The following is an 18826-nucleotide window of genomic DNA, read 5'->3' as shown; positions in this document are numbered from 1 at the left end:
ATTAATTTCCTTTATAGATACGTTGGTGTTCAGAGATTTCAGTCAGTCGGAAAGGGCCAGTTTGATATTCAGCGAATTGGGTAGAACCAGTGTCATCTAACTGAGCTTCTTCATAGAAAAGTTTTTCATAGTCGGCAACACTTAACTTTTGACGTTTAGCAAAGGTATCCAGACGATTGGAATGAAGCAGGTCTTTGTAGCCTTCAACCAGATATCCTGAGAAAATTTCAGAGACAGCTCCAGAACCATAAGAGAAGAAGCCAATCTTGTCTCCAGATTTAAGGTCTTGCGACTGTTCAAGCAAGGAAAGAAGTCCAAGATAAAGTGACCCTGTATAGATATTCCCGATTTGACGACTATAGGTAATAGAAGCTTCGAAGTTACTTGTGAGACGCTCTTTATTCTCTGGGTTCAAATCTTTTGGAATAATTTTATTAAGTCCCTTAAGAGCCAATTTGGGATAAGGAAGGTGGAGGCAGAAAGCTGCAAAATCAGCGAAATCTGCTTGATGACGTTCCTGATAAGCTGACCAAGTGGTTTTCAAACTGTCAAGGTACTGTTTGGTTGAGTAAATACCTTGAACATAAGGCGTTGAACTATAGTTGGGACGCCAGAAGTCCATGACATCACGAGTTTGTGCGACATTGTCATCAGCAAGCTCCAAGATACAAGGATCCTGACTGACTAGCATAGCTATAGCCCCAGCCCCCTGAGTAGACTCCCCAGAGGAACCTACGCCATAACGGGCGATGTCACTAGCGATAACCAGAACCTTGCTATCTGGATGGGCTGCTACATGTAATTTAGCGTAGTTCAGTCCGGCAGTTGCCGCATAGCAGGCTTCCTTCATTTCAAAAGAACGGGCAAAAGGTTGAATATTGAGAAGACTGTGGACATAAACTGCAGCAGCCTTTGATTGGTCAATGGAAGACTCGGTCGCCACAATGACCATATCAATGGCTTTCTTGTCTTCGTCACTTAAAATGTCAGCGACTGCATCAGAAGCAAGTGTCACGATATCTTCTGTAATCGGTGTAATGCTAGTTGCATCAAGCATCAACCCCTTGCTGAATTTTTCCGGCTCTGCCCCACGGGCAAGAGCTAGATCCGCCATGTTTAGAACATATTGACTGGTCGCAAAACCAATCTTGTCAATTCCAATAGACATATGATGTTTCCTTTTTTCTTCATTGTAGAGCACCCAGAGGATACTAATCTATAGTGATTTTACCATAAAAGAGCGCTTTCGCCTTGAAAAAACTTTGATAGTTAGTAATATCTTATTTTTTGATAAGGGCTAGAGGATTTTACAAGACTTTCCTTGGGGGAACTTGACCCTTTTGTTTCTCATTTGAAGTAGAATAAGGTAAAATTGAAATGGTACTCTACTATTTTTTAGCTATGTTAGAAAAGTAAAATTGTTGTTAGAGATTGAAATCATTGCGAACGTTAAGTGAGACTTTCCGCTGTGAGAGCAGTGTCTGTAAATAAAGTGTTTTGTTTACAGACACTCGGAATTTTTGAGACCATAGGCTTAAAAATTAGTCTTGGAACTTCGAAGAAGTTCCAAGACTTCCGTAAACACTTAAGGAAAGTCTCAAAAAATACTTTGTTTTTAAATAGAATAAAGAGGATAATCATGACAAAAGCAGATACTATTTTTAAAGAAAATATCACTAAAATCATGGAAGAAGGTGTTTGGTCGGAGCAAGCACGTCCCAAATACAAGGATGGTACTACGGCCAATTCCAAATACATCACAGGTTCTTTTGCAGAATATGATTTAAGTAAGGGAGAGTTTCCAATTACGACTCTTCGTCCTATCGCTATCAAATCTGCCATCAAAGAAGTGTTCTGGATTTATCAAGACCAGACAAACAGCTTAGATATCCTTGAAGATAAGTATAATGTCCACTATTGGAATGATTGGGAAGTTGAAGACGTGCCTGCTAATAATGGGGACAAGCGTTCAATTGGTCAGCGTTATGGGGCGGTTGTTAAGAAACACGACATCATTAATCGGTTACTAGCCCAGTTAGAGGCCAATCCTTGGAATCGCCGTAATGTCATTTCTCTTTGGGATTATGAAGCCTTCGAGGAGACAGCGGGGCTTCAGCCTTGTGCCTTTCAGACCATGTTTGACGTTCGTCGTGTGGGTGAGGACATTTATTTGGATGCGACCTTGACGCAACGTTCTAACGATATGTTGGTGGCTCATCATATTAATGCCATGCAGTATGTGGCCCTTCAGATGATGATTGCCAAGCACTTTGGTTGGAAAGTTGGTAAGTTCTTTTATTTTGTCAATAACCTCCATATTTATGACAATCAATTTGAGCAAGCCGAGGAACTTCTCAAGCGTCAACCGTCTGACTGCCAACCACGCTTGGTCCTTAATGTTCCTGATGGAACTAATTTTTTCGATATCAAACCAGAAGATTTTGAATTGGTGGACTATGATCCTGTTAAACCCCAACTCAAATTTGACTTAGCAATTTAATAAATGCTTATGATTTAAGCCCATAAAAAGCTGGCAAAGTTTTTCCAAGCTCTTTTTCTCTTTTTTTGTTAGAATGGATTGTAAACGTAAAAAGAAAAGGAAATACTGTGTCTAAACAACTCATTGCTATTTGGGCGGAAGCTCATAACCATGTTATTGGGAAGAATCACACCATGCCTTGGCACTTGCCTGCTGAACTGGCACATTTCAAAAAAACAACCATGGGTTCAGCTATTCTTATGGGGCGTGTGACCTTTGATGGCATGAATCGCCGTTGTCTACCAGGACGTGAAACCTTGATTTTGACACGAGACAAGGACTTTAGCTGTGAGGGTGTGAGAGTGGTGACTAGTGTTGAGGAAGCTCTAGCTTGGTTTGAACAGCAAGATAAGGACCTCTATATTGCTGGCGGTGCTGGTGTCTACAAGGCTTTTGATGGTCACTATGATGCACTCGTTAAGACAACTATCGAGGCTGATTTAGAGGGAGACACGTATTTTCCACAACTAGATATGACGGCATTTAATGAGGTATCACGACATCTAGTGGTTAAGGATGATAAAAATGCCTATGATTTTAGCGTAAGTCGCTATGAAAAAGAAGGAGACTAGGTTCATGCAACGTAGTGTTTTTGGATTATTTACTGCATTATTGGGAGTACTATGTGTATTGTCCGCCATCCCTGCCTTTCGTAAGAAACGTTATGGTTTAGCAGTTTTTCTCTTATTAAATGCTTTTACTAACCTTGTCAATACTATTCACGCCTTCTATGGCACCCTATTTTAGAAAAGAGTGAGGAATAAATGGCTGGAAATCGTAATGAAGAAATGGTTTATTGTTCGTTTTGCGGCAAAAACCAAGAAGAAGTAAAGAAAATTATCGCCGGCAATGGCGTTTTCATCTGTAATGAATGTGTGGCTTTGTCACAAGAAATTATTCGTGAAGAAATGGCAGAGGAAGTTTTGGCTGACTTGGCTGAAACACCAAAGCCAAAAGAACTTTTGGATATTTTGAACAACTATGTCGTAGGGCAAGATCGTGCTAAACGTGCCTTGGCAGTAGCTGTTTACAACCACTATAAACGTATCAACTTCACCGAAAGTCGTGAAGACAACGAAGTGGAACTGCAAAAATCAAATATTCTTATGATTGGACCAACAGGTTCAGGGAAGACTTTCTTAGCTCAGACTTTGGCTCGTAGTTTGAATGTACCTTTTGCAATTGCTGATGCCACTTCATTGACAGAGGCAGGTTATGTGGGTGAGGATGTGGAAAATATCCTCCTCAAACTCATTCAAGCCGCAGATTTCAATATTGAACGTGCGGAACGTGGTATCATCTATGTTGATGAGATTGATAAAATTGCCAAAAAAGGTGAGAATGTTTCCATCACTCGTGACGTTTCAGGTGAAGGGGTTCAACAAGCCCTCTTGAAAATTATTGAAGGAACAGTGGCCAGTGTTCCCCCTCAAGGTGGTCGTAAACACCCTAACCAAGAGATGATTCAAATCGATACGAAGAATATTCTCTTCATCGTGGGTGGTGCTTTTGATGGTATCGAAGATATCGTTAAGCAACGTCTGGGCGAGAAAATCATTGGTTTTGGTCAAAATAATAAGGCAATTGATGATGATTCATCCTATATGCAAGAAATCGTCGCTGAAGATATCCAAAAATTCGGCCTTATCCCTGAGTTTATCGGACGTTTGCCAGTCCTCGCTGCCCTTGAACAGTTAACGGTTGATGACTTGGTTCGTATCTTGACAGAGCCAAGAAATGCCTTAGTTAAACAGTATCAAACTCTCTTGTCTTATGATGGTGTTGAACTTGAGTTTGATCAGGAGGCGCTTGGGGCTATTGCAAGCAAGGCAATCGAACGTAAGACAGGTGCTCGTGGACTTCGCTCTATCATTGAAGAAGTCATGATGGATGTCATGTTTGAAATTCCGAGTCAGGAAGATGTCACAAAGGTTCGCATCACCAAAGAAGCTGTTGATGGCACTGCTTCACCTATTATGGAAACGGTGTAAAGGGGGATGTATGGCTGAAGAACAAGTCCTAAATACCCATAATGCTGAGATTCTGCTCAGTGCAGCAAATAAGAGCCATTACCCGCAAGATGACCTGCCTGAAGTTGCCCTTGCAGGACGTTCAAATGTTGGTAAATCAAGCTTTATCAACACACTTCTTGGTCGTAAAAACCTAGCCCGTATTTCTGGAAAACCTGGAAAAACACAATTGCTCAATTTCTACAATATTGACGACAAGTTACGCTTTGTGGATGTTCCAGGCTACGGTTATGCCCGTGTTTCCAAAAAAGAACGTGCCAAATGGGGGAAAATGATTGAGGAGTATCTCGTGACTCGAGACAATCTTCGTGTGGTTGTTAGCTTGGTTGACCTTCGACATGAACCAACCCAGGACGATATCCAAATGTATGAATTTCTCAAGTATTATGAAATTCCAGTTATTGTCGTAGCGACTAAGGCCGACAAGATTCCTCGTGGAAAATGGAACAAGCACGAATCCGTCATAAAGAAAAAACTTAATTTCGATAAAAATGACCATTTCATCGTCTTTTCATCTGTCACACGTGACGGTTATGATGAAGCATGGGATACGATTTTGTCAGAATTGTAAGAAGAGCTCGGAGAAATCCGAGTTTTTTTGTGATAGTTTGTGTCTATCTCTTTGATAGTTTCCACCTATTATCCAAGGGGGTAATATTGTGATAAGCTTGTTTTATTACATTTTTGGAGGAATTTATGGAAAACCATAATTATGAAAATGAAGGTCAGTTCCAACGAAAGATGACTTCACGCCACCTCTTTATGCTATCGTTGGGTGGTGTCATTGGTACTGGTCTCTTCTTGAGCTCAGGCTATACGATTGCACAAGCGGGTCCCCTCGGTGCTATCCTATCTTATCTTGTGGGAGCTATCGTTGTTTACTTGGTCATGCTTTCATTGGGGGAGTTAGCAGTAGCTATGCCAGTGACGGGGTCCTTCCACACCTATGCTACTAAGTTTATTAGTCCGGGAACCGGCTTTACAGTAGCCTGGCTTTATTGGATTTGTTGGACGGTTGCCTTGGGAACAGAATTTTTGGGTGCTGCTATGTTGATGCAACGTTGGTTTCCATCAGTTCCGGCTTGGATTTTTGCAGCCTTCTTTGCCTTAGTGATTTTTGGGATTAATGCTTTGAGCGTGAGGTCTTTTGCGGAAGCGGAATCCTTCTTCTCGTCAATAAAAGTCATTGCTATCTTGGTCTTCATCATTCTCGGTCTTGGAGCAATGTTTGGTTTGGTGAGTTTTGATGGTCACCATGAGGCTATTATGTTTAAGCATTTGACGGCTAATGGTCTCTTTCCAAATGGTGGTCTTGCCATTGTGTCAGTCATGTTGGCGGTTAATTATGCCTTTTCGGGAACAGAGTTAATCGGTATTGCAGCTGGTGAGACAGATAATCCTAAAGAGGCTGTTCCACGTGCTATTAAAACGACCATTGGACGCTTGGTTATCTTCTTTGTTTTGACCATTGTGGTCTTGGCTTCGCTTCTTCCCATGAAAGAAGCAGGGGTATCCTCAGCCCCTTTCGTTGATGTTTTTGACAAGATGGGGATTCCATTTGCGGCAGACATCATGAACTTTGTTATCCTGACAGCTATTCTTTCTGCTGGGAATTCGGGACTCTACGCTTCAAGCCGTATGCTTTGGTCTTTGGCCAATGAGGGAATGCTCAATAAAAAGCTAGTGAAAATTAATAAGCATGGTGTTCCAATGACAGCTCTTTTGATTTCCATGGCCGGAGCAGTTTTATCACTCTTTTCAAGTATCTATGCTGCAGATACGGTTTATCTAGCTTTGGTATCAATCGCTGGTTTTGCAGTTGTAGTTGTTTGGCTTTCTATTCCTATGGCACAGCTTAATTTCCGTAAACAGTGGAAGCTAGAACATTCTGAAGACGAACTGGACTATAAAACACCGTTTAATCCTGTCCTTCCTTATATCACAATCGTTCTATTGGCTATTTCTGTGCTTGGGATTGCTTGGGATAGTTCACAACGTGCGGGGCTCTACTTTGGTATTCCCTTCATGATTTTCTGTTACCTTTATCACTACCTTCGCTTTAAAAAATGGTAAGGAGGTCTTTTATGGCTATATTTAAAGATTATTTGGAAAATAAATCCCCCCTCATTCTTCATGGTGCACTAGGAACAGAGATGGAGAGCTTGGGTTATGATATTTCAGGCAAGCTCTGGTCAGCCAAGTACCTTCTTGAAAAGCCAGAAGTTATTCAAGAAATTCACGAAACCTATATAGCTGCTGGGGCTGACTTGATTACCACATCATCTTATCAAGCGACCTTACCGGGCTTGATGGAGGCAGGGCTTACTGAAAGAGAAGCGGAGCAGGTTATTGCCCTAACGGTCCAGTTGGCAAAGGCTGCACGAGATAAGATATGGGCAACCTTGGATGAGACTGAGAAAGCCAAACGCCCCTATCCTTTGATTTCTGGAGATGTTGGTCCTTACGCAGCCTATTTGGCCAATGGTTCTGAGTATACTGGAGATTATGGTCAGGTTACCGTTGAAACACTTAAGGATTTTCATCGCCCTCGAATTCATGTTCTCCTAGATCAGGGTGTCGATTTGTTGGCTTTGGAAACCATTCCTAATCATCTGGAAGCACAAGCCTTGGTTGAGCTTTTGGCTGAAGAATTTCCTGAGGTAGAAGCTTATATCAGTTTTACCATTCAAGTTCCAGATGCCATCAGCGATGGGACTTCTCTAGATGAAATTGCCAAGCTTATTTCTCATTCTGATCAAATCTTGGCAGTGGGAATCAATTGCAGTTCGCCGATTCTTTATGAACAAGCTCTACCTGTTCTCAAGAAGGCAGACAAGGCCCTTATTACTTACCCTAATTCGGGTGAAGTTTATGATGGTGACAGTCAAACTTGGAAACCTAAAGACAAGGATGCCCTCACCCTGCTCGAACATAGTAAAGATTGGCATGCTCATTTTGGGGTTCAGATTTTAGGGGGGTGCTGTCGTACACGTCCAAATGACATCAAGGCCTTATATCAAGAATTTAGAACCTAGTCAAATTTCTAATTATTTGTTATAATATGTGATTGTAAGGCCAAACGGCCTACATACTATCTGTAAAAATAAATCCAGCGTTAAGCTGGTTTTTAAAATGAAGAGGAAAATATGACCTACGAACAAGAATTTCTAAAAGACTTTGAAGCATGGGTTGTTACCCAAGTTAAAGTAAACGAAAAGGCCTTAGCCGCTAGTAAGAAAATTTGGGAAGAAGATGGTGATGAACGTGCCCGTGACGCAAGTTTCCGTTATGAAGCTAAATTAGATGCCTACAATTTCCTAATTGGTAAGTTTACCAATTATCGTGCCGGTAAAGGTTTCCATGATATGCCAGAAGGCTTGTTCGGGGAACGTCACTATTAATAGAAAATGATAAAGAAATGAGCGACGACCTTCTATAGGAAGAAGTCGTCTTTCAAAATGGGAGAAAAAACACATGGCAAAAGTAAAAAATAAAAAGAAGGCTTTTAAACACCGTTTGAAAAAACAAGGACTTTTCAATAATCTGAAAGCCCCTGTTCCACCAGTAGCCCCACAAGCGGTTGCTGAAACGCAGCCAGTTGCTAAAGAGGAAGTGGTCGCTAAAGACCTTAGTCTTGAAGCCTTTTCAGAACTTCCAGAAGTGGAAGGCCTTCGTTCAAACCTTGTAGAGACTCTTTACAATGAAGGTTTGACGTCAGCAGCAGCCTTTGCAGGTGTGACTGAAGAAGAAGTCCTAGCCCTTAAAGGTGTAGGACCTGCAACTGTTAAAAAATTGAAAGAAAATGGTGTCAGCTTTAAAGCCTAATCCTTAAAAAGATCCGAGGTGAAAACTTCGGATCTTTATTGTTTGCCTTATTAGCTATTTTGGTGATTGTCAGAACAGAAAACCACTAGCTTTTTGCTAGTGGTTGATAGATCTGAATTATTTATTTCTTTGGATTTTGTTTGGTTAAATTAAGTCCAAAAGGGACCAAGTTTTCTTGATGCTTGCGAATACGGGCCATATTCTCCGTGTGACGGAAAGTAATCACTAAAGCCATGATGATAAGAACAGCACTAAAGATTGGATCATACCCATCTAGTAAAAAATGGATAGCCGGGAAAGTAGCCAAGGTAATCAGCCCTACAACTGCAGCAGTGACACTTGAAAATGAAATCATGCTGGTTAGATAGAGCGTTAAAGCAAAGACCAAGAGCAGGAAGACGCAGTAGAGGGGGGCAAAACCAAGAAGCACCCCAGCACTTGTTGCAACTGCCTTTCCACCCTTAAAACTAGCGAAGATTGGGAAAACATGTCCAATGATGGCAAAGAAACCAATGATTAGAGGAGATACAGCTGTGACACCCAACCAAACCGGTAGGAGCACTGCCAAAGTCCCCTTAAGCATGTCCACTAAGAAAGTGATTGTGCCAGCCGTCTTACCAAGAACACGGAAGGTATTAGTTGTTCCAGTATTTCCAGATCCGTGCTCCCGAAGATTCGTATGAAAGAAAACTTTTCCAATCCAGAGACCAGTCTGAATGGAACCCAGCAGGTAGGCGATAAGAATTAATAATAAGATTTTCATGAGATAATTATAGCATACAGCTTAGTAATTGACAAAGTTGGTCAGATTTAAGATAAGCTAACAGCTTTCCTGATTTCCTTTGCAAATTCTTCTGAAAACCTATAAAATAATAAGGATGAAAATTTTGGAGGTCACTCTTGGCTAAAAAAGAAATAAATGTAAATAATTATAATGATGATGCCATTCAGGTACTGGAAGGGTTAGATGCGGTTCGCAAGCGCCCAGGAATGTACATTGGCTCAACGGATGGGACAGGTCTTCATCACCTGGTTTGGGAGATTGTCGATAATGCCGTCGACGAAGCTCTCTCAGGCTTTGGTGATGTCATCGCTGTCACCCTAAATAAGGATGGTTCCGTTTCTGTTTCTGACTCTGGACGTGGGATGCCGACAGGGATGCATGCCATGGGTAAACCAACAGTCGAAGTTATTTTCACCGTCCTCCACGCAGGTGGTAAATTTGGACAAGGTGGTTATAAGACTTCTGGAGGTCTTCACGGTGTGGGTTCCTCAGTTGTTAATGCACTGTCTAGCTGGCTTGAGGTAGAGATTACCCGTGATGGTAGCGTCTATCGTCAGCGTTTTGAAAATGGGGGTCACCCTGTAACAGGACTTGAAAAAATCGGCAAGGCACCTAAATCTAAGACAGGTACAAAAGTTACCTTTATGCCTGATGCTAGTATCTTTTCAACGACTGACTTCAAATTTAACACCATTTCAGAACGTCTCAAAGAATCGGCCTTCCTTCTTAAGAATGTCACTATGACATTGACAGACTTGCGTGGCGAAGAAGAAGTTCGTGAAGAATTCCACTATGAAAATGGGGTTCAAGACTTTGTAACTTACTTGAATGAGGACAAGGAAACGCTGACACCAGTCATCTATATTGATGGAGACCAGCAGGAATTTCGCCTAGAAGTAGCCCTTCAGTACAATGACGGTTACTCTGATAATATCCTTTCCTTTGTCAATAATGTCCGTACTAAGGATGGCGGTACTCACGAGACAGGCTTTAAATCTGCGATTACCAAGGCCTTTAACGATTATGCCCGTAAGACAGGCCTTCTCAAAGAAAAAGATAAGAACCTTGAAGGGTCAGATTACCGTGAGGGCTTGTCAGCAGTTATCTCGCTCTTGGTTCCTGAAGAACACCTTCAGTTTGAAGGACAAACCAAGGATAAATTGGGATCTCCTTTAGCTCGTCCTATTGTGGATAGCATCGTTTCAGAGCATTTGACCTACTTCCTTATGGAAAATGGAGATTTGGCTTCGAACTTGGTGCGTAAGGCTATCAAGGCCCGTGATGCCCGTGAAGCTGCCAGAAAAGCTCGTGATGCTAGTCGAAATGGCAAGAAAATAAAAAAGACAAGGGACTCTTGTCAGGGAAATTGACGCCAGCCCAGTCTAAAAATGCTAAGAAAAATGAGCTTTATCTGGTCGAAGGGGATTCTGCCGGCGGTTCAGCCAAACAAGGCCGTGATCGTAAATTTCAGGCCATTCTTCCTCTTCGAGGGAAGGTCCTCAACACTGAGAAAGCCAAAATGGCAGACATTCTCAAAAACGAAGAAATCAATACCATGATTTATACTATCGGTGCAGGAGTTGGAGCTGATTTTAACCTTGATGATATCAACTACGACAAGATTATCATCATGACCGATGCCGATACCGATGGGGCTCACATCCAAACCTTGCTTCTTACTTTCTTCTATCGTTATATGCGTCCACTGGTGGAAGCAGGACACGTTTATATCGCTCTGCCTCCTCTTTACAAGATGTCCAAAGGTAAAGGCAAGAAGGAAGTTGTCGAATACGCTTGGACGGACGGCGAACTTGAAGAACTTCGTCAAAAATTTGGTCGTGGCGCTCTTCTTCAACGTTACAAGGGGCTTGGTGAAATGAATGCTGACCAACTGTGGGAAACAACCATGGATCCAGAGACAAGAACCCTTATCCGAGTGACGATTGACGACCTTGCGCGTGCTGAACGTCGTGTCTCAGTCCTTATGGGAGATAAACCAGCACCACGCCGTCAATGGATTGAAGATAACGTTAAATTTACGCTTGAGGAAAGCGGCGTATTTTAGGTTGCAAGCCAGAAGGGAAAATTATAAGATAGAGTTAGGGAGAGCGCTTACTATCAATAGATACCTGAGTTTATAAAGAAATAAGTTAATTATTTTCTACATAGTTTATTAACTATTTGCAGTGTCATTGACTAGAAATCAATGGAGGTAGAAAAATGAATTTTAATGTTATCGATTACCTACTTTACCATGCAGATGTAGCTTTTCCTGCTATTATTCTTATGGTTATTGTTTCTACCATATACTTAATTTTTTATGGCATACGACCTATAAAAACACGCTTTTTTATCCTTTTTCTCTTATCTATAGTTTCCCTCCTAATCTTCGTGGTGGATAATCCCCTCTATTCTTATTTTGGTAGTACATTCTCAGGTTTATTATTTGTTTTTTACTATATGATGGTCTTTTCAGTGTTTTATGTGCCATTCTCGCTAATAGCTTTTATAAAAAGTCTTCTACATTTAATACGCTTTCAAACCAAATATTCAATCTTATTAGTTATTAATAGTTTCTTTGCCACATTACTGGCTTTCCTCAACCTGCTCTTTTTACAAGGGTCTTTGGGATTTCTCCCTGCTTCATCTATGTACCTTATTTTTCTTCTCCTAGCGATAATTGGTATTGTTCAAACTATAATAGGAGGAAAGGAAAATGAAAAAATAAAGACTATATTGCTAAGTCAGGAAAAGACAGTGTGAGGTAGACCTATGTTATCTAAGATATTAAGTTTTTTACTTTACTATCCTCAAGTGGTGTTTCCTGCATGTGGAGGGGCAATAGCTTATTTAAGCGTTTATAAAAAGAGACCACTAAAAACACACTTTTTGATCTTGCCTATACTAGTAGTGATAACCTTCCTTCTATCTTTGATAGATAATCCCTTCTCACAGAGGACCTACACGGGGTTGTTATTGACTTTCTACTATATCTATGTTTTTTCTCCCCTAAGTGTTGCTTGTAGTATCACATCACTTTTAAAAAGTATCTATCATTATAGGTTATTTCGTATCCCGCTAGCTACTGTTCTCGTAATCAACGCCTCTATAATGACTTGTTTAACACTTTTAAACTTTATCTTATTCTTTGGGGAACTTTCTACTTCATTGACTCTATCTTGTGTACTTTTCATTTTAATTGCGATAAGTACAGTGGTTCAATTTGTGATTGGTGAAATAGAAACTAGGAAGGTGAAAACCATTCTTCTACAGTTACAAAGTCAAGGAACAACATTGTAATTAGAGGTGTTGCAGTGAAGTAGGGGGTCTACTATTTGTCTTTTATATTATTTCAAATCATTACTTAAACTAAAAAATAAAGAGAAATCTTATGTCTAATATTCAAAACATGTCCCTTGAGGACATCATGGGGGAGCGTTTTGGTCGCTACTCCAAATACATTATTCAGGAGCGTGCGCTTCCTGATATTCGTGACGGTCTGAAACCCGTTCAACGTCGTATTCTTTATTCCATGAATAAGGATGGCAATACGTATGACAAGGGCTATCGTAAATCTGCCAAGTCTGTGGGTAACATTATGGGTAATTTCCACCCCCATGGTGACAGTTCCATTTATGATGCCATGGTTCGTATGTCTCAGGATTGGAAGAATCGTGAAATCTTGGTTGAGATGCACGGTAACAACGGTTCTATGGACGGTGATCCACCAGCGGCCATGCGTTATACAGAGGCACGCTTGTCAGAGATTGCGGGCTACCTTCTTCAAGATATCGATAAAAACACAGTCCCATGGGCTTGGAATTTTGATGATACAGAGAAGGAACCAACCGTTTTACCCGCCGCCTTTCCAAACCTCTTGGTTAATGGGGCTACAGGGATTTCTGCTGGTTATGCCACAGACATTCCACCGCATAATCTGTCAGAGGTCATTGATGCTGTTGTCTACATGATTGATCACCCATCTGCTAAACTGGATAAATTGATGGAATTCTTGCCTGGCCCAGATTTTCCTACAGGGGCTATCATCCAGGGTAAAGACGAGATTCGCAAGGCCTACGAAACCGGTAAGGGCCGTGTAGTTGTGCGTTCACGTACTGAAATCGAACAACTCAAAGGTGGCAAGGAACAAATCATCGTTACTGAGATTCCTTACGATGTCAATAAGGCTGTCTTGGTTAAAAAAATCGATGATGTTCGAGTCAATAACAAGGTTCCAGGCATTGCGGAAGTTCGTGACGAGTCTGACCGTACTGGTCTGCGTATTGCTATTGAACTTAAGAAGGATGCTGACAGCCAAACCATTCTTAACTACCTGTTGAAATATACGGATCTTCAGGTCAACTATAATTTCAACATGGTGGCCATCGACAATTTTACCCCACGTCAGGTGGGCTTGCAAAAGATTTTGTCTAGCTACATTGCCCACCGTCGCGATATTATCGTTGCTCGTTCAAAATTTGACAAGGATAAGGCTGAAAAACGTCTTCATATTGTGGAAGGACTCATCCGTGTCATCTCTATTTTGGATGAGGTTATTGCCCTTATCCGAGCTTCTGAAAATAAGGCTGATGCCAAGGAAAATCTTAAGGTCAGCTATGATTTTTCAGAAGAACAAGCTGAAGCTATCGTGACCTTGCAACTCTATCGTTTGACCAATACAGATATTGTCACTCTCCAAAATGAGGAAGCCGATTTACGTGAACAAATTGCGACCTTGGCTGCCATCATCGGTGACGAGCGCACCATGTTTAATGTCATGAAGCGTGAGCTCCGTGACATTAAGAAGAAATTTGGAAATGACCGTCGTTCAGAGTTGCAAGCAGAAACTAAGACCATTGAAATTGATACCGCAAGTTTGATTGTTGAAGAAGAAACCTATGTCAGCATCACTCGTGGTGGTTATGTCAAACGTACAAGCCCACGTTCTTTCAATGCTTCAACGATTGAAGAAGTTGGAAAACGTGATGATGATGACTTGATTCTGGTTCAGCAGGCTAAGACGACACAACATCTCTTGATTTTTACCAATCAGGCCAATGTGATTTATCGTCCAATTCATGAGTTGCCAGATATTCGTTGGAAGGATTTGGGAGAACATTTGTCACAAACCATCACTAATTTATCTAAGGATGAAGAAGTGCTTTATGCTGAAATTCTGGATGATTTTGAAGCTGGTACTTACCTAGCAGCCACTAAACTTGGTCAGATTAAACGTTTCGAACGCAAGGAATTTACTCCATGGCGTACCTACAAGTCTAAGTCGGTTAAATATGCTAAACTCAAGGATGCTAGTGATTGTATTGTCACAGTCACCCCAATTCAATTGGATGATGTCATGATTATCACGCAAAAAGGCTATGCCCTTCGTTTCAATGCTGACGAGGTACCAGTTGTTGGTGCCAAGGCAGCAGGTGTTAAGGCAATCAACCTTAAGGATGATGATACCGTTCAGGCCGTTTTTGTGGCAAATACCCAAAGTTTCTATCTTCTTACACAAAGAGCTAGTCTCAAAAGGGTAGCTACAGCAGATATTCCACAGGCTAAGCGAGCTGGTCGAGGTCTCCAAGTTCTTCGTGAGCTTAAGACTAAACCGCACCGTGTCTTTACGGCTGGTCCAGTCTTTACAGAAAATTCTGGTGGTGAGATAGATCTTCTAGCAACACCAGCGGAAGAGGCCCCTCAGACCTTGCTTGTCACAGCTACGACTGGTGAAACAGCAGAAGTTGATTTGGCCCTTCTTAATCTTTCAGAGCGTACTAGCAATGGAAGTTTCATTGAAGGACTAGCAGACAAGGAAGTCTTCGCTGCCAAGATTATTGAAAAATAAAGATAAGAAAGCTTTGTTCTCTTATTTGAGAACAGAGTTTTTTTATCGTTCAATCCTCCCAAAAAGAATTGTCAGAATTTTGCAACATAAACTTGAAATTTTCAATGAAAAGGACTATACTATAAAGCACATAGTAACAGAAAAGAGGACATACACATGACAGTTGATTTAGACTGGGAAAATTTAGGATTTAATTACCATAAACTTCCATTCCGTTATATTTCACATTACAAAGACGGAAAATGGGATGAAGGTCATTTGACTGAGGATGCGACTTTGCACATCTCAGAAGCATCCCCAGCTCTTCACTATGGTCAAGAAGCTTTCGAAGGACTCAAGGCTTACCGTACCAAAGATGGTTCAGTTCAATTGTTTCGTCCAGATGAAAATGCCAAACGTTTGCAACGTACAGCCGATCGTCTTTTGATGCCACAGGTTCCCGTTGACAAATTCGTAGATGCTTGTAAACAAGTAGTCCGTGCCAATGAAGAATATGTTCCACCATATGGAACAGGCGCAACACTCTATCTTCGCCCACTTTTGATTGGGGTAGGAGATATTATTGGTGTTCACCCTGCTGATGAATACGTCTTTACTATTTTTGCCATGCCAGTAGGGAACTATTTCAAAGGTGGTTTGGCTCCAACAAACTTCCTTATTCAAGACGAATACGACCGTGCTGCTCCACATGGTACGGGTGCTGCTAAAGTTGGTGGTAACTATGCAGCAAGTATGTTGCCAGGTAAGATTGCACATGACCGTAAATTCTCAGATGTTATCTATCTTGATCCTGCAACTCACACTAAAATTGAAGAGGTTGGTTCTGCAAACTTCTTCGGTATTACAGCTGATAACGAGTTCATCACTCCACTTAGCCCATCTATCTTGCCATCAATTACGAAATTCTCTTTGCTTTATTTGGCCGAAAAACGCTTTGGCATGAAAGCTATTCAAGGTGATGTTAAGATTGCTGAGTTGGACAAATTTGTTGAAGCTGGTGCCTGTGGTACAGCTGCTGTTATCTCACCAATTGGTGGTGTACAACACGGTGACGACTTCCATGTCTTCTATTCAGAAACAGAAGTAGGACCTGTTACACATAAACTTTATGATGAGTTGACTGGTATTCAATTTGGTGATGTTGAAGCGCCAGAAGGATGGATTTTCAAAGTTGACTAAATCATAAGAAATTAACGCTTATTTTAAGGCTTGCTCTTGCAAGCTTTTTTCTTTTCGGTAAAATTAAAGAGATACATTAAGAAAGGATGACTTGAGCCAAGTCTCAAGTGTAAATCTATGAGCAAAAAAGACAAAAAAATTGAAATTCAAGTTAAAGATGCCAAAGTAACTGTTAACAAGGCAATTATTGAAGGGTTTGAGCTTGTTGTTGGTAAAAAAGTTATCGGCCAAATTGTAGAAATTGATGGTAAATTTGCCGTTGTCGATAAAGAAAACGTCGCAGGCTTCCACAAGAAAATGGATCAAGCAGTAGCTGCCATTATTGAAGCCTATAATCTTAATCATTAAAATCCAAAGTAAAGGCTTGCTTTGGTCAAGAAACTGTGATATACTATTTCTTGTTCTTAAAAGGAGAGATAGCGAAGAGGCTAAACGCGGCGGACTGTAAATCCGCTCCTTCGGGTTCGGGGGTTCGAATCCCTCTCTCTCCATATCTAAGAGACTGAGTCGAATAGTCGATGTCAAGTACTTAGATGTTTTTTATGGCATTTTGCTATTGGGGTATAGCCAAGCGGTAAGGCAAGGGACTTTGACTCCCTCATGCGTTGGTTCGAATCCAGCTACCCCAGTCAAAGGTATCGGGTGCTTCGGCACCGCCTATGTCAACAATTGTCTTTGCGGGTACCTTGAAAAATATATTGTTATCAAGAGTCAGAATTGGCTGTCTCTTGTTGGAGGATCTTTTTAGAATGAACGAATTTGAAGAATTGCTAAACAGTGTTAGCGAAGTTAACACAGGTGACGTTGTAACAGCTGAAGTTATCTCAGTAGATAATGATCAAGCAAATGTTGTTATCGAAGGAACTGGTATCGAAGGTGTTTTGACACGTCGTGAATTGACAAACGACCGTGACGCAAACGTTGCAGACCTTGTTAAAGTTGGTGAAACACTTGAAGTGCTTGTTCTTCGTCAAGTTGTTGGTAAAGATACTGATACTGTAACTTACCTTGTATCTAAAAAACGCTTGGAAGCTCGCAAAGCTTGGGATAAACTTGTTGGTCGTGAAGAAGAAGTTGTTACTGTTAAAGGAACACGCGCTGTTAAAGGTGGACTTTCAGTTGAATTTGAAGGTCTTCGTGGATTTATTCCAGCTTCAATGATTGATACTCGTTTTGTTCGTAACACTGAACAATTTGTAGGTCAAGAATTTGACGCTAAAATCAAAGAAGTTGATCCAGCTGAAAACCGTTTCATCCTTTCACGTCGTGAAGTTGTTGAAGCCGAAGCTGCAGAAGCTCGTAAAGAAGTCTTCTCTAAACTTGAAGTTGGTTCAATCGTAACTGGTAAAGTTGCTCGTTTGACAAGCTTCGGTGCTTTCATCGACCTTGGTGGTGTTGATGGACTTGTTCACGTGACTGAATTGTCTCACGAACGTAACGTTTCACCTAAATCAGTTGTTTCTGTTGGTGACGAAGTTGATGTTAAAGTTCTTGCTATCGACGAAGAAGCAGGTCGTGTATCACTTTCACTTAAAGCAACAACACCTGGACCATGGGATGGCGTTGAACAAAAACTTGCTGCTGGAGATGTTATCGAAGGTAAAGTTAAACGCTTGACTGACTTCGGTGCTTTCGTTGAAGTATTGCCAGGTATCGATGGACTTGTTCACATCTCACAAATCTCACACAAACGTGTTGAAAATCCAAAAGATGTTCTTTCAGTAGGTCAAGATGTTACTGTTAAAGTTCTTGAAGTAAACGCTGATGCAGAACGTGTATCACTTTCTATCAAAGCTCTTGAAGAACGCCCAGCTAATGCTGAAGGTGAAAACAACGAAAAACGTCAATCACGTCCACGTCGTCCTAAACGTCAAGAAAAACGTGACTACGAACTTCCAGAAACTCAATCTGGATTCTCAATGGCGGATCTTTTCGGAGATATCGAATTGTAATATAGAAAAGAGGCATGGAAACATGTCTTTTTTATATTTTAGAGTATGCTATAATAGTATACTGTTAGCACCCTTAGTGTAATGGATATCACGTAAGATTCCGGTTCTTGAGATAGGGGTTCGATTCCCTTAGGGTGCAAAAAGACAAGAGCGTTGAGAGATTTATTCTTTCAACGTTTTTTAATCTGAGTCATATTTAGGTGCCATAAGATTTGTAGACTTTGAGCTTATGGTGTTTACAGTAGGTAATATTTTGCTATTTATTAAAAATTTTGCTATAATACTCAATATCTCATATTGGGGTCGTTACGGATTCGACAGGCATTATGAGGCATATTCTGCGACTCGTGTGGCGACGTAAACGCTCAGTTAAATATAACTGCAAAAAATACAAATTCTTACGCTGTAGCAGCCTAAACACCTGCTCGCGTGACTTCTAGCAGATTGCTTATGTTTGCTTAGAGGTTTTATTGATTTATAAGCTACGTTTGACCATTGCCTAGCTGGTCGAAAAGAGATTTATAGGCTCGCATATAGAAGGCTTGAGTTATGTGTCGCCTATCTGTTAAATGAAAGACATAACCTATGGTTGTAGACGAATATGTTGGCAGGTGTTTGGACGTGGGTTCGACTCCCACCGGCTCCATAAATACTTGAGGCGTCAGCCTT

Annotated in this window: 15 protein-coding genes, 3 tRNA genes, 1 other RNA gene and 2 pseudogenes; 19 read left to right on the top strand and 2 right to left on the bottom strand. The window is 41.1% G+C overall.

Features of this window, described 5'->3' with window-relative positions:
* Position 1: 1 nt before the first annotated feature.
* Positions 2–1168, bottom strand: a complete 1167-nt coding sequence (locus tag HSISS3_RS06785) for a hydroxymethylglutaryl-CoA synthase (RefSeq protein WP_021152171.1) — start codon at positions 1166–1168, stop codon at positions 2–4.
* A 471-nt stretch (positions 1169–1639) separates the two neighbouring features.
* Between HSISS3_RS06785 and HSISS3_RS06780 the strand changes: the two genes are divergently transcribed.
* From HSISS3_RS06780 to HSISS3_RS06740, 9 genes are all read left to right on the top strand, one after another.
* A complete protein-coding gene (locus tag HSISS3_RS06780; protein ID WP_021152170.1) occupies positions 1640–2500 on the top strand; it encodes a thymidylate synthase in 861 nt (286 codons plus the stop codon).
* 107 nt (positions 2501–2607) lie between these two features.
* Complete coding sequence (locus tag HSISS3_RS06775) at positions 2608–3111, top strand: dihydrofolate reductase (RefSeq protein WP_021152169.1); 504 nt, start codon at positions 2608–2610, stop codon at positions 3109–3111.
* Between the two features lie 4 nt (positions 3112–3115).
* On the top strand, positions 3116–3286 hold the full coding sequence (locus tag HSISS3_RS11715) for a hypothetical protein (RefSeq protein ID WP_008534072.1): 171 nt from the start codon (positions 3116–3118) through the stop codon (positions 3284–3286).
* A 17-nt stretch (positions 3287–3303) separates the two neighbouring features.
* Positions 3304–4530, top strand: coding sequence for an ATP-dependent Clp protease ATP-binding subunit ClpX (gene clpX / locus HSISS3_RS06765; RefSeq protein WP_008534073.1), 1227 nt, complete (start codon positions 3304–3306; stop codon positions 4528–4530).
* Between the two features lie 10 nt (positions 4531–4540).
* Positions 4541–5140: a ribosome biogenesis GTP-binding protein YihA/YsxC gene (gene yihA / locus HSISS3_RS06760; RefSeq protein WP_021152168.1), complete on the top strand. Its 600-nt coding sequence runs from the start codon at positions 4541–4543 to the stop codon at positions 5138–5140.
* Between the two features lie 125 nt (positions 5141–5265).
* Positions 5266–6642, top strand: a complete 1377-nt coding sequence (locus tag HSISS3_RS06755; RefSeq protein ID WP_021145795.1) for an amino acid permease — start codon at positions 5266–5268, stop codon at positions 6640–6642.
* A gap of 11 nt (positions 6643–6653) precedes the next feature.
* Positions 6654–7604 (top strand): homocysteine S-methyltransferase, encoded by a 951-nt coding sequence (gene mmuM / locus HSISS3_RS06750; RefSeq protein ID WP_021152167.1) that lies wholly within the window; start codon positions 6654–6656, stop codon positions 7602–7604.
* Between the two features lie 111 nt (positions 7605–7715).
* A complete protein-coding gene (locus tag HSISS3_RS06745) occupies positions 7716–7970 on the top strand; it encodes a DUF1912 family protein (RefSeq protein ID WP_002889075.1) in 255 nt (84 codons plus the stop codon).
* A 73-nt stretch (positions 7971–8043) separates the two neighbouring features.
* Positions 8044–8394 carry a helix-hairpin-helix domain-containing protein gene (locus HSISS3_RS06740; protein WP_021152166.1) on the top strand — a complete coding sequence of 117 codons (351 nt, stop codon included), beginning with the start codon at positions 8044–8046 and terminating at the stop codon, positions 8392–8394.
* A 121-nt stretch (positions 8395–8515) separates the two neighbouring features.
* Here HSISS3_RS06740 and plsY read toward each other — a convergent pair whose 3' ends face one another.
* Positions 8516–9157 carry a glycerol-3-phosphate 1-O-acyltransferase PlsY gene (gene plsY / locus HSISS3_RS06735; protein WP_021145792.1) on the bottom strand — a complete coding sequence of 214 codons (642 nt, stop codon included), beginning with the start codon at positions 9155–9157 and terminating at the stop codon, positions 8516–8518.
* 137 nt (positions 9158–9294) lie between these two features.
* Between plsY and parE the strand changes: the two are divergent.
* The 10 genes and pseudogenes from parE to ssrA all read left to right on the top strand — a co-directional run bounded on the left by parE (position 9295) and on the right by ssrA (position 18806).
* Positions 9295–11243: pseudogene (parE, locus tag HSISS3_RS06730) on the top strand (DNA topoisomerase IV subunit B).
* Positions 11244–11398: 155 nt separating this feature from the next.
* Positions 11399–11941: a hypothetical protein gene (locus tag HSISS3_RS06725; RefSeq protein WP_021152163.1), complete on the top strand. Its 543-nt coding sequence runs from the start codon at positions 11399–11401 to the stop codon at positions 11939–11941.
* Between the two features lie 628 nt (positions 11942–12569).
* A complete protein-coding gene (gene parC / locus HSISS3_RS06720; protein ID WP_021152162.1) occupies positions 12570–15026 on the top strand; it encodes a DNA topoisomerase IV subunit A in 2457 nt (818 codons plus the stop codon).
* 144 nt (positions 15027–15170) lie between these two features.
* A pseudogene (locus HSISS3_RS06715) lies at positions 15171–16205 on the top strand (branched-chain amino acid aminotransferase); the annotation flags it as partial.
* 117 nt (positions 16206–16322) lie between these two features.
* Positions 16323–16553 carry a DUF2969 domain-containing protein gene (locus HSISS3_RS06710; protein WP_002889065.1) on the top strand — a complete coding sequence of 77 codons (231 nt, stop codon included), beginning with the start codon at positions 16323–16325 and terminating at the stop codon, positions 16551–16553.
* Positions 16554–16615: 62 nt separating this feature from the next.
* Positions 16616–16696, top strand: a tRNA-Tyr gene (locus tag HSISS3_RS06705).
* A gap of 66 nt (positions 16697–16762) precedes the next feature.
* Positions 16763–16834 (top strand) — tRNA-Gln (locus HSISS3_RS06700).
* Positions 16835–16954: 120 nt separating this feature from the next.
* Entirely contained in the window at positions 16955–18157 is a 1203-nt protein-coding gene (gene rpsA / locus HSISS3_RS06695; RefSeq protein ID WP_002889064.1) for a 30S ribosomal protein S1, read from the top strand.
* 67 nt (positions 18158–18224) lie between these two features.
* Positions 18225–18296 (top strand) — tRNA-Arg (locus HSISS3_RS06690).
* A gap of 160 nt (positions 18297–18456) precedes the next feature.
* Positions 18457–18806, top strand: a transfer-messenger RNA (tmRNA) gene (ssrA, locus tag HSISS3_RS11705).
* Positions 18807–18826: the final 20 nt, after the last annotated feature.

This window comes from Streptococcus sp. HSISS3 (assembly GCF_000448605.1).
Taxonomy (GTDB): domain Bacteria; phylum Bacillota; class Bacilli; order Lactobacillales; family Streptococcaceae; genus Streptococcus; species Streptococcus raffinosi.
The sequence above is the reverse complement of the archived record's forward strand: the minus strand, read 5'-3'. Positions and strand labels throughout refer to the sequence as shown.

Coding starts and splice junctions, on each gene's coding strand:
- HSISS3_RS06785 (WP_021152171.1), bottom strand. CDS start 1,168: ATGTCTATTGGAATTGACAAGATTGGTTTTGCGACCAGTCAATATGTT.
- HSISS3_RS06780 (WP_021152170.1), top strand. CDS start 1,640: ATGACAAAAGCAGATACTATTTTTAAAGAAAATATCACTAAAATCATG.
- HSISS3_RS11715 (WP_008534072.1), top strand. CDS start 3,116: ATGCAACGTAGTGTTTTTGGATTATTTACTGCATTATTGGGAGTACTA.
- clpX (WP_008534073.1), top strand. CDS start 3,304: ATGGCTGGAAATCGTAATGAAGAAATGGTTTATTGTTCGTTTTGCGGC.
- yihA (WP_021152168.1), top strand. CDS start 4,541: ATGGCTGAAGAACAAGTCCTAAATACCCATAATGCTGAGATTCTGCTC.
- HSISS3_RS06755 (WP_021145795.1), top strand. CDS start 5,266: ATGGAAAACCATAATTATGAAAATGAAGGTCAGTTCCAACGAAAGATG.
- mmuM (WP_021152167.1), top strand. CDS start 6,654: ATGGCTATATTTAAAGATTATTTGGAAAATAAATCCCCCCTCATTCTT.
- HSISS3_RS06745 (WP_002889075.1), top strand. CDS start 7,716: ATGACCTACGAACAAGAATTTCTAAAAGACTTTGAAGCATGGGTTGTT.
- HSISS3_RS06740 (WP_021152166.1), top strand. CDS start 8,044: ATGGCAAAAGTAAAAAATAAAAAGAAGGCTTTTAAACACCGTTTGAAA.
- plsY (WP_021145792.1), bottom strand. CDS start 9,157: ATGAAAATCTTATTATTAATTCTTATCGCCTACCTGCTGGGTTCCATT.
- HSISS3_RS06725 (WP_021152163.1), top strand. CDS start 11,399: ATGAATTTTAATGTTATCGATTACCTACTTTACCATGCAGATGTAGCT.
- parC (WP_021152162.1), top strand. CDS start 12,570: ATGTCTAATATTCAAAACATGTCCCTTGAGGACATCATGGGGGAGCGT.
- HSISS3_RS06710 (WP_002889065.1), top strand. CDS start 16,323: ATGAGCAAAAAAGACAAAAAAATTGAAATTCAAGTTAAAGATGCCAAA.
- rpsA (WP_002889064.1), top strand. CDS start 16,955: ATGAACGAATTTGAAGAATTGCTAAACAGTGTTAGCGAAGTTAACACA.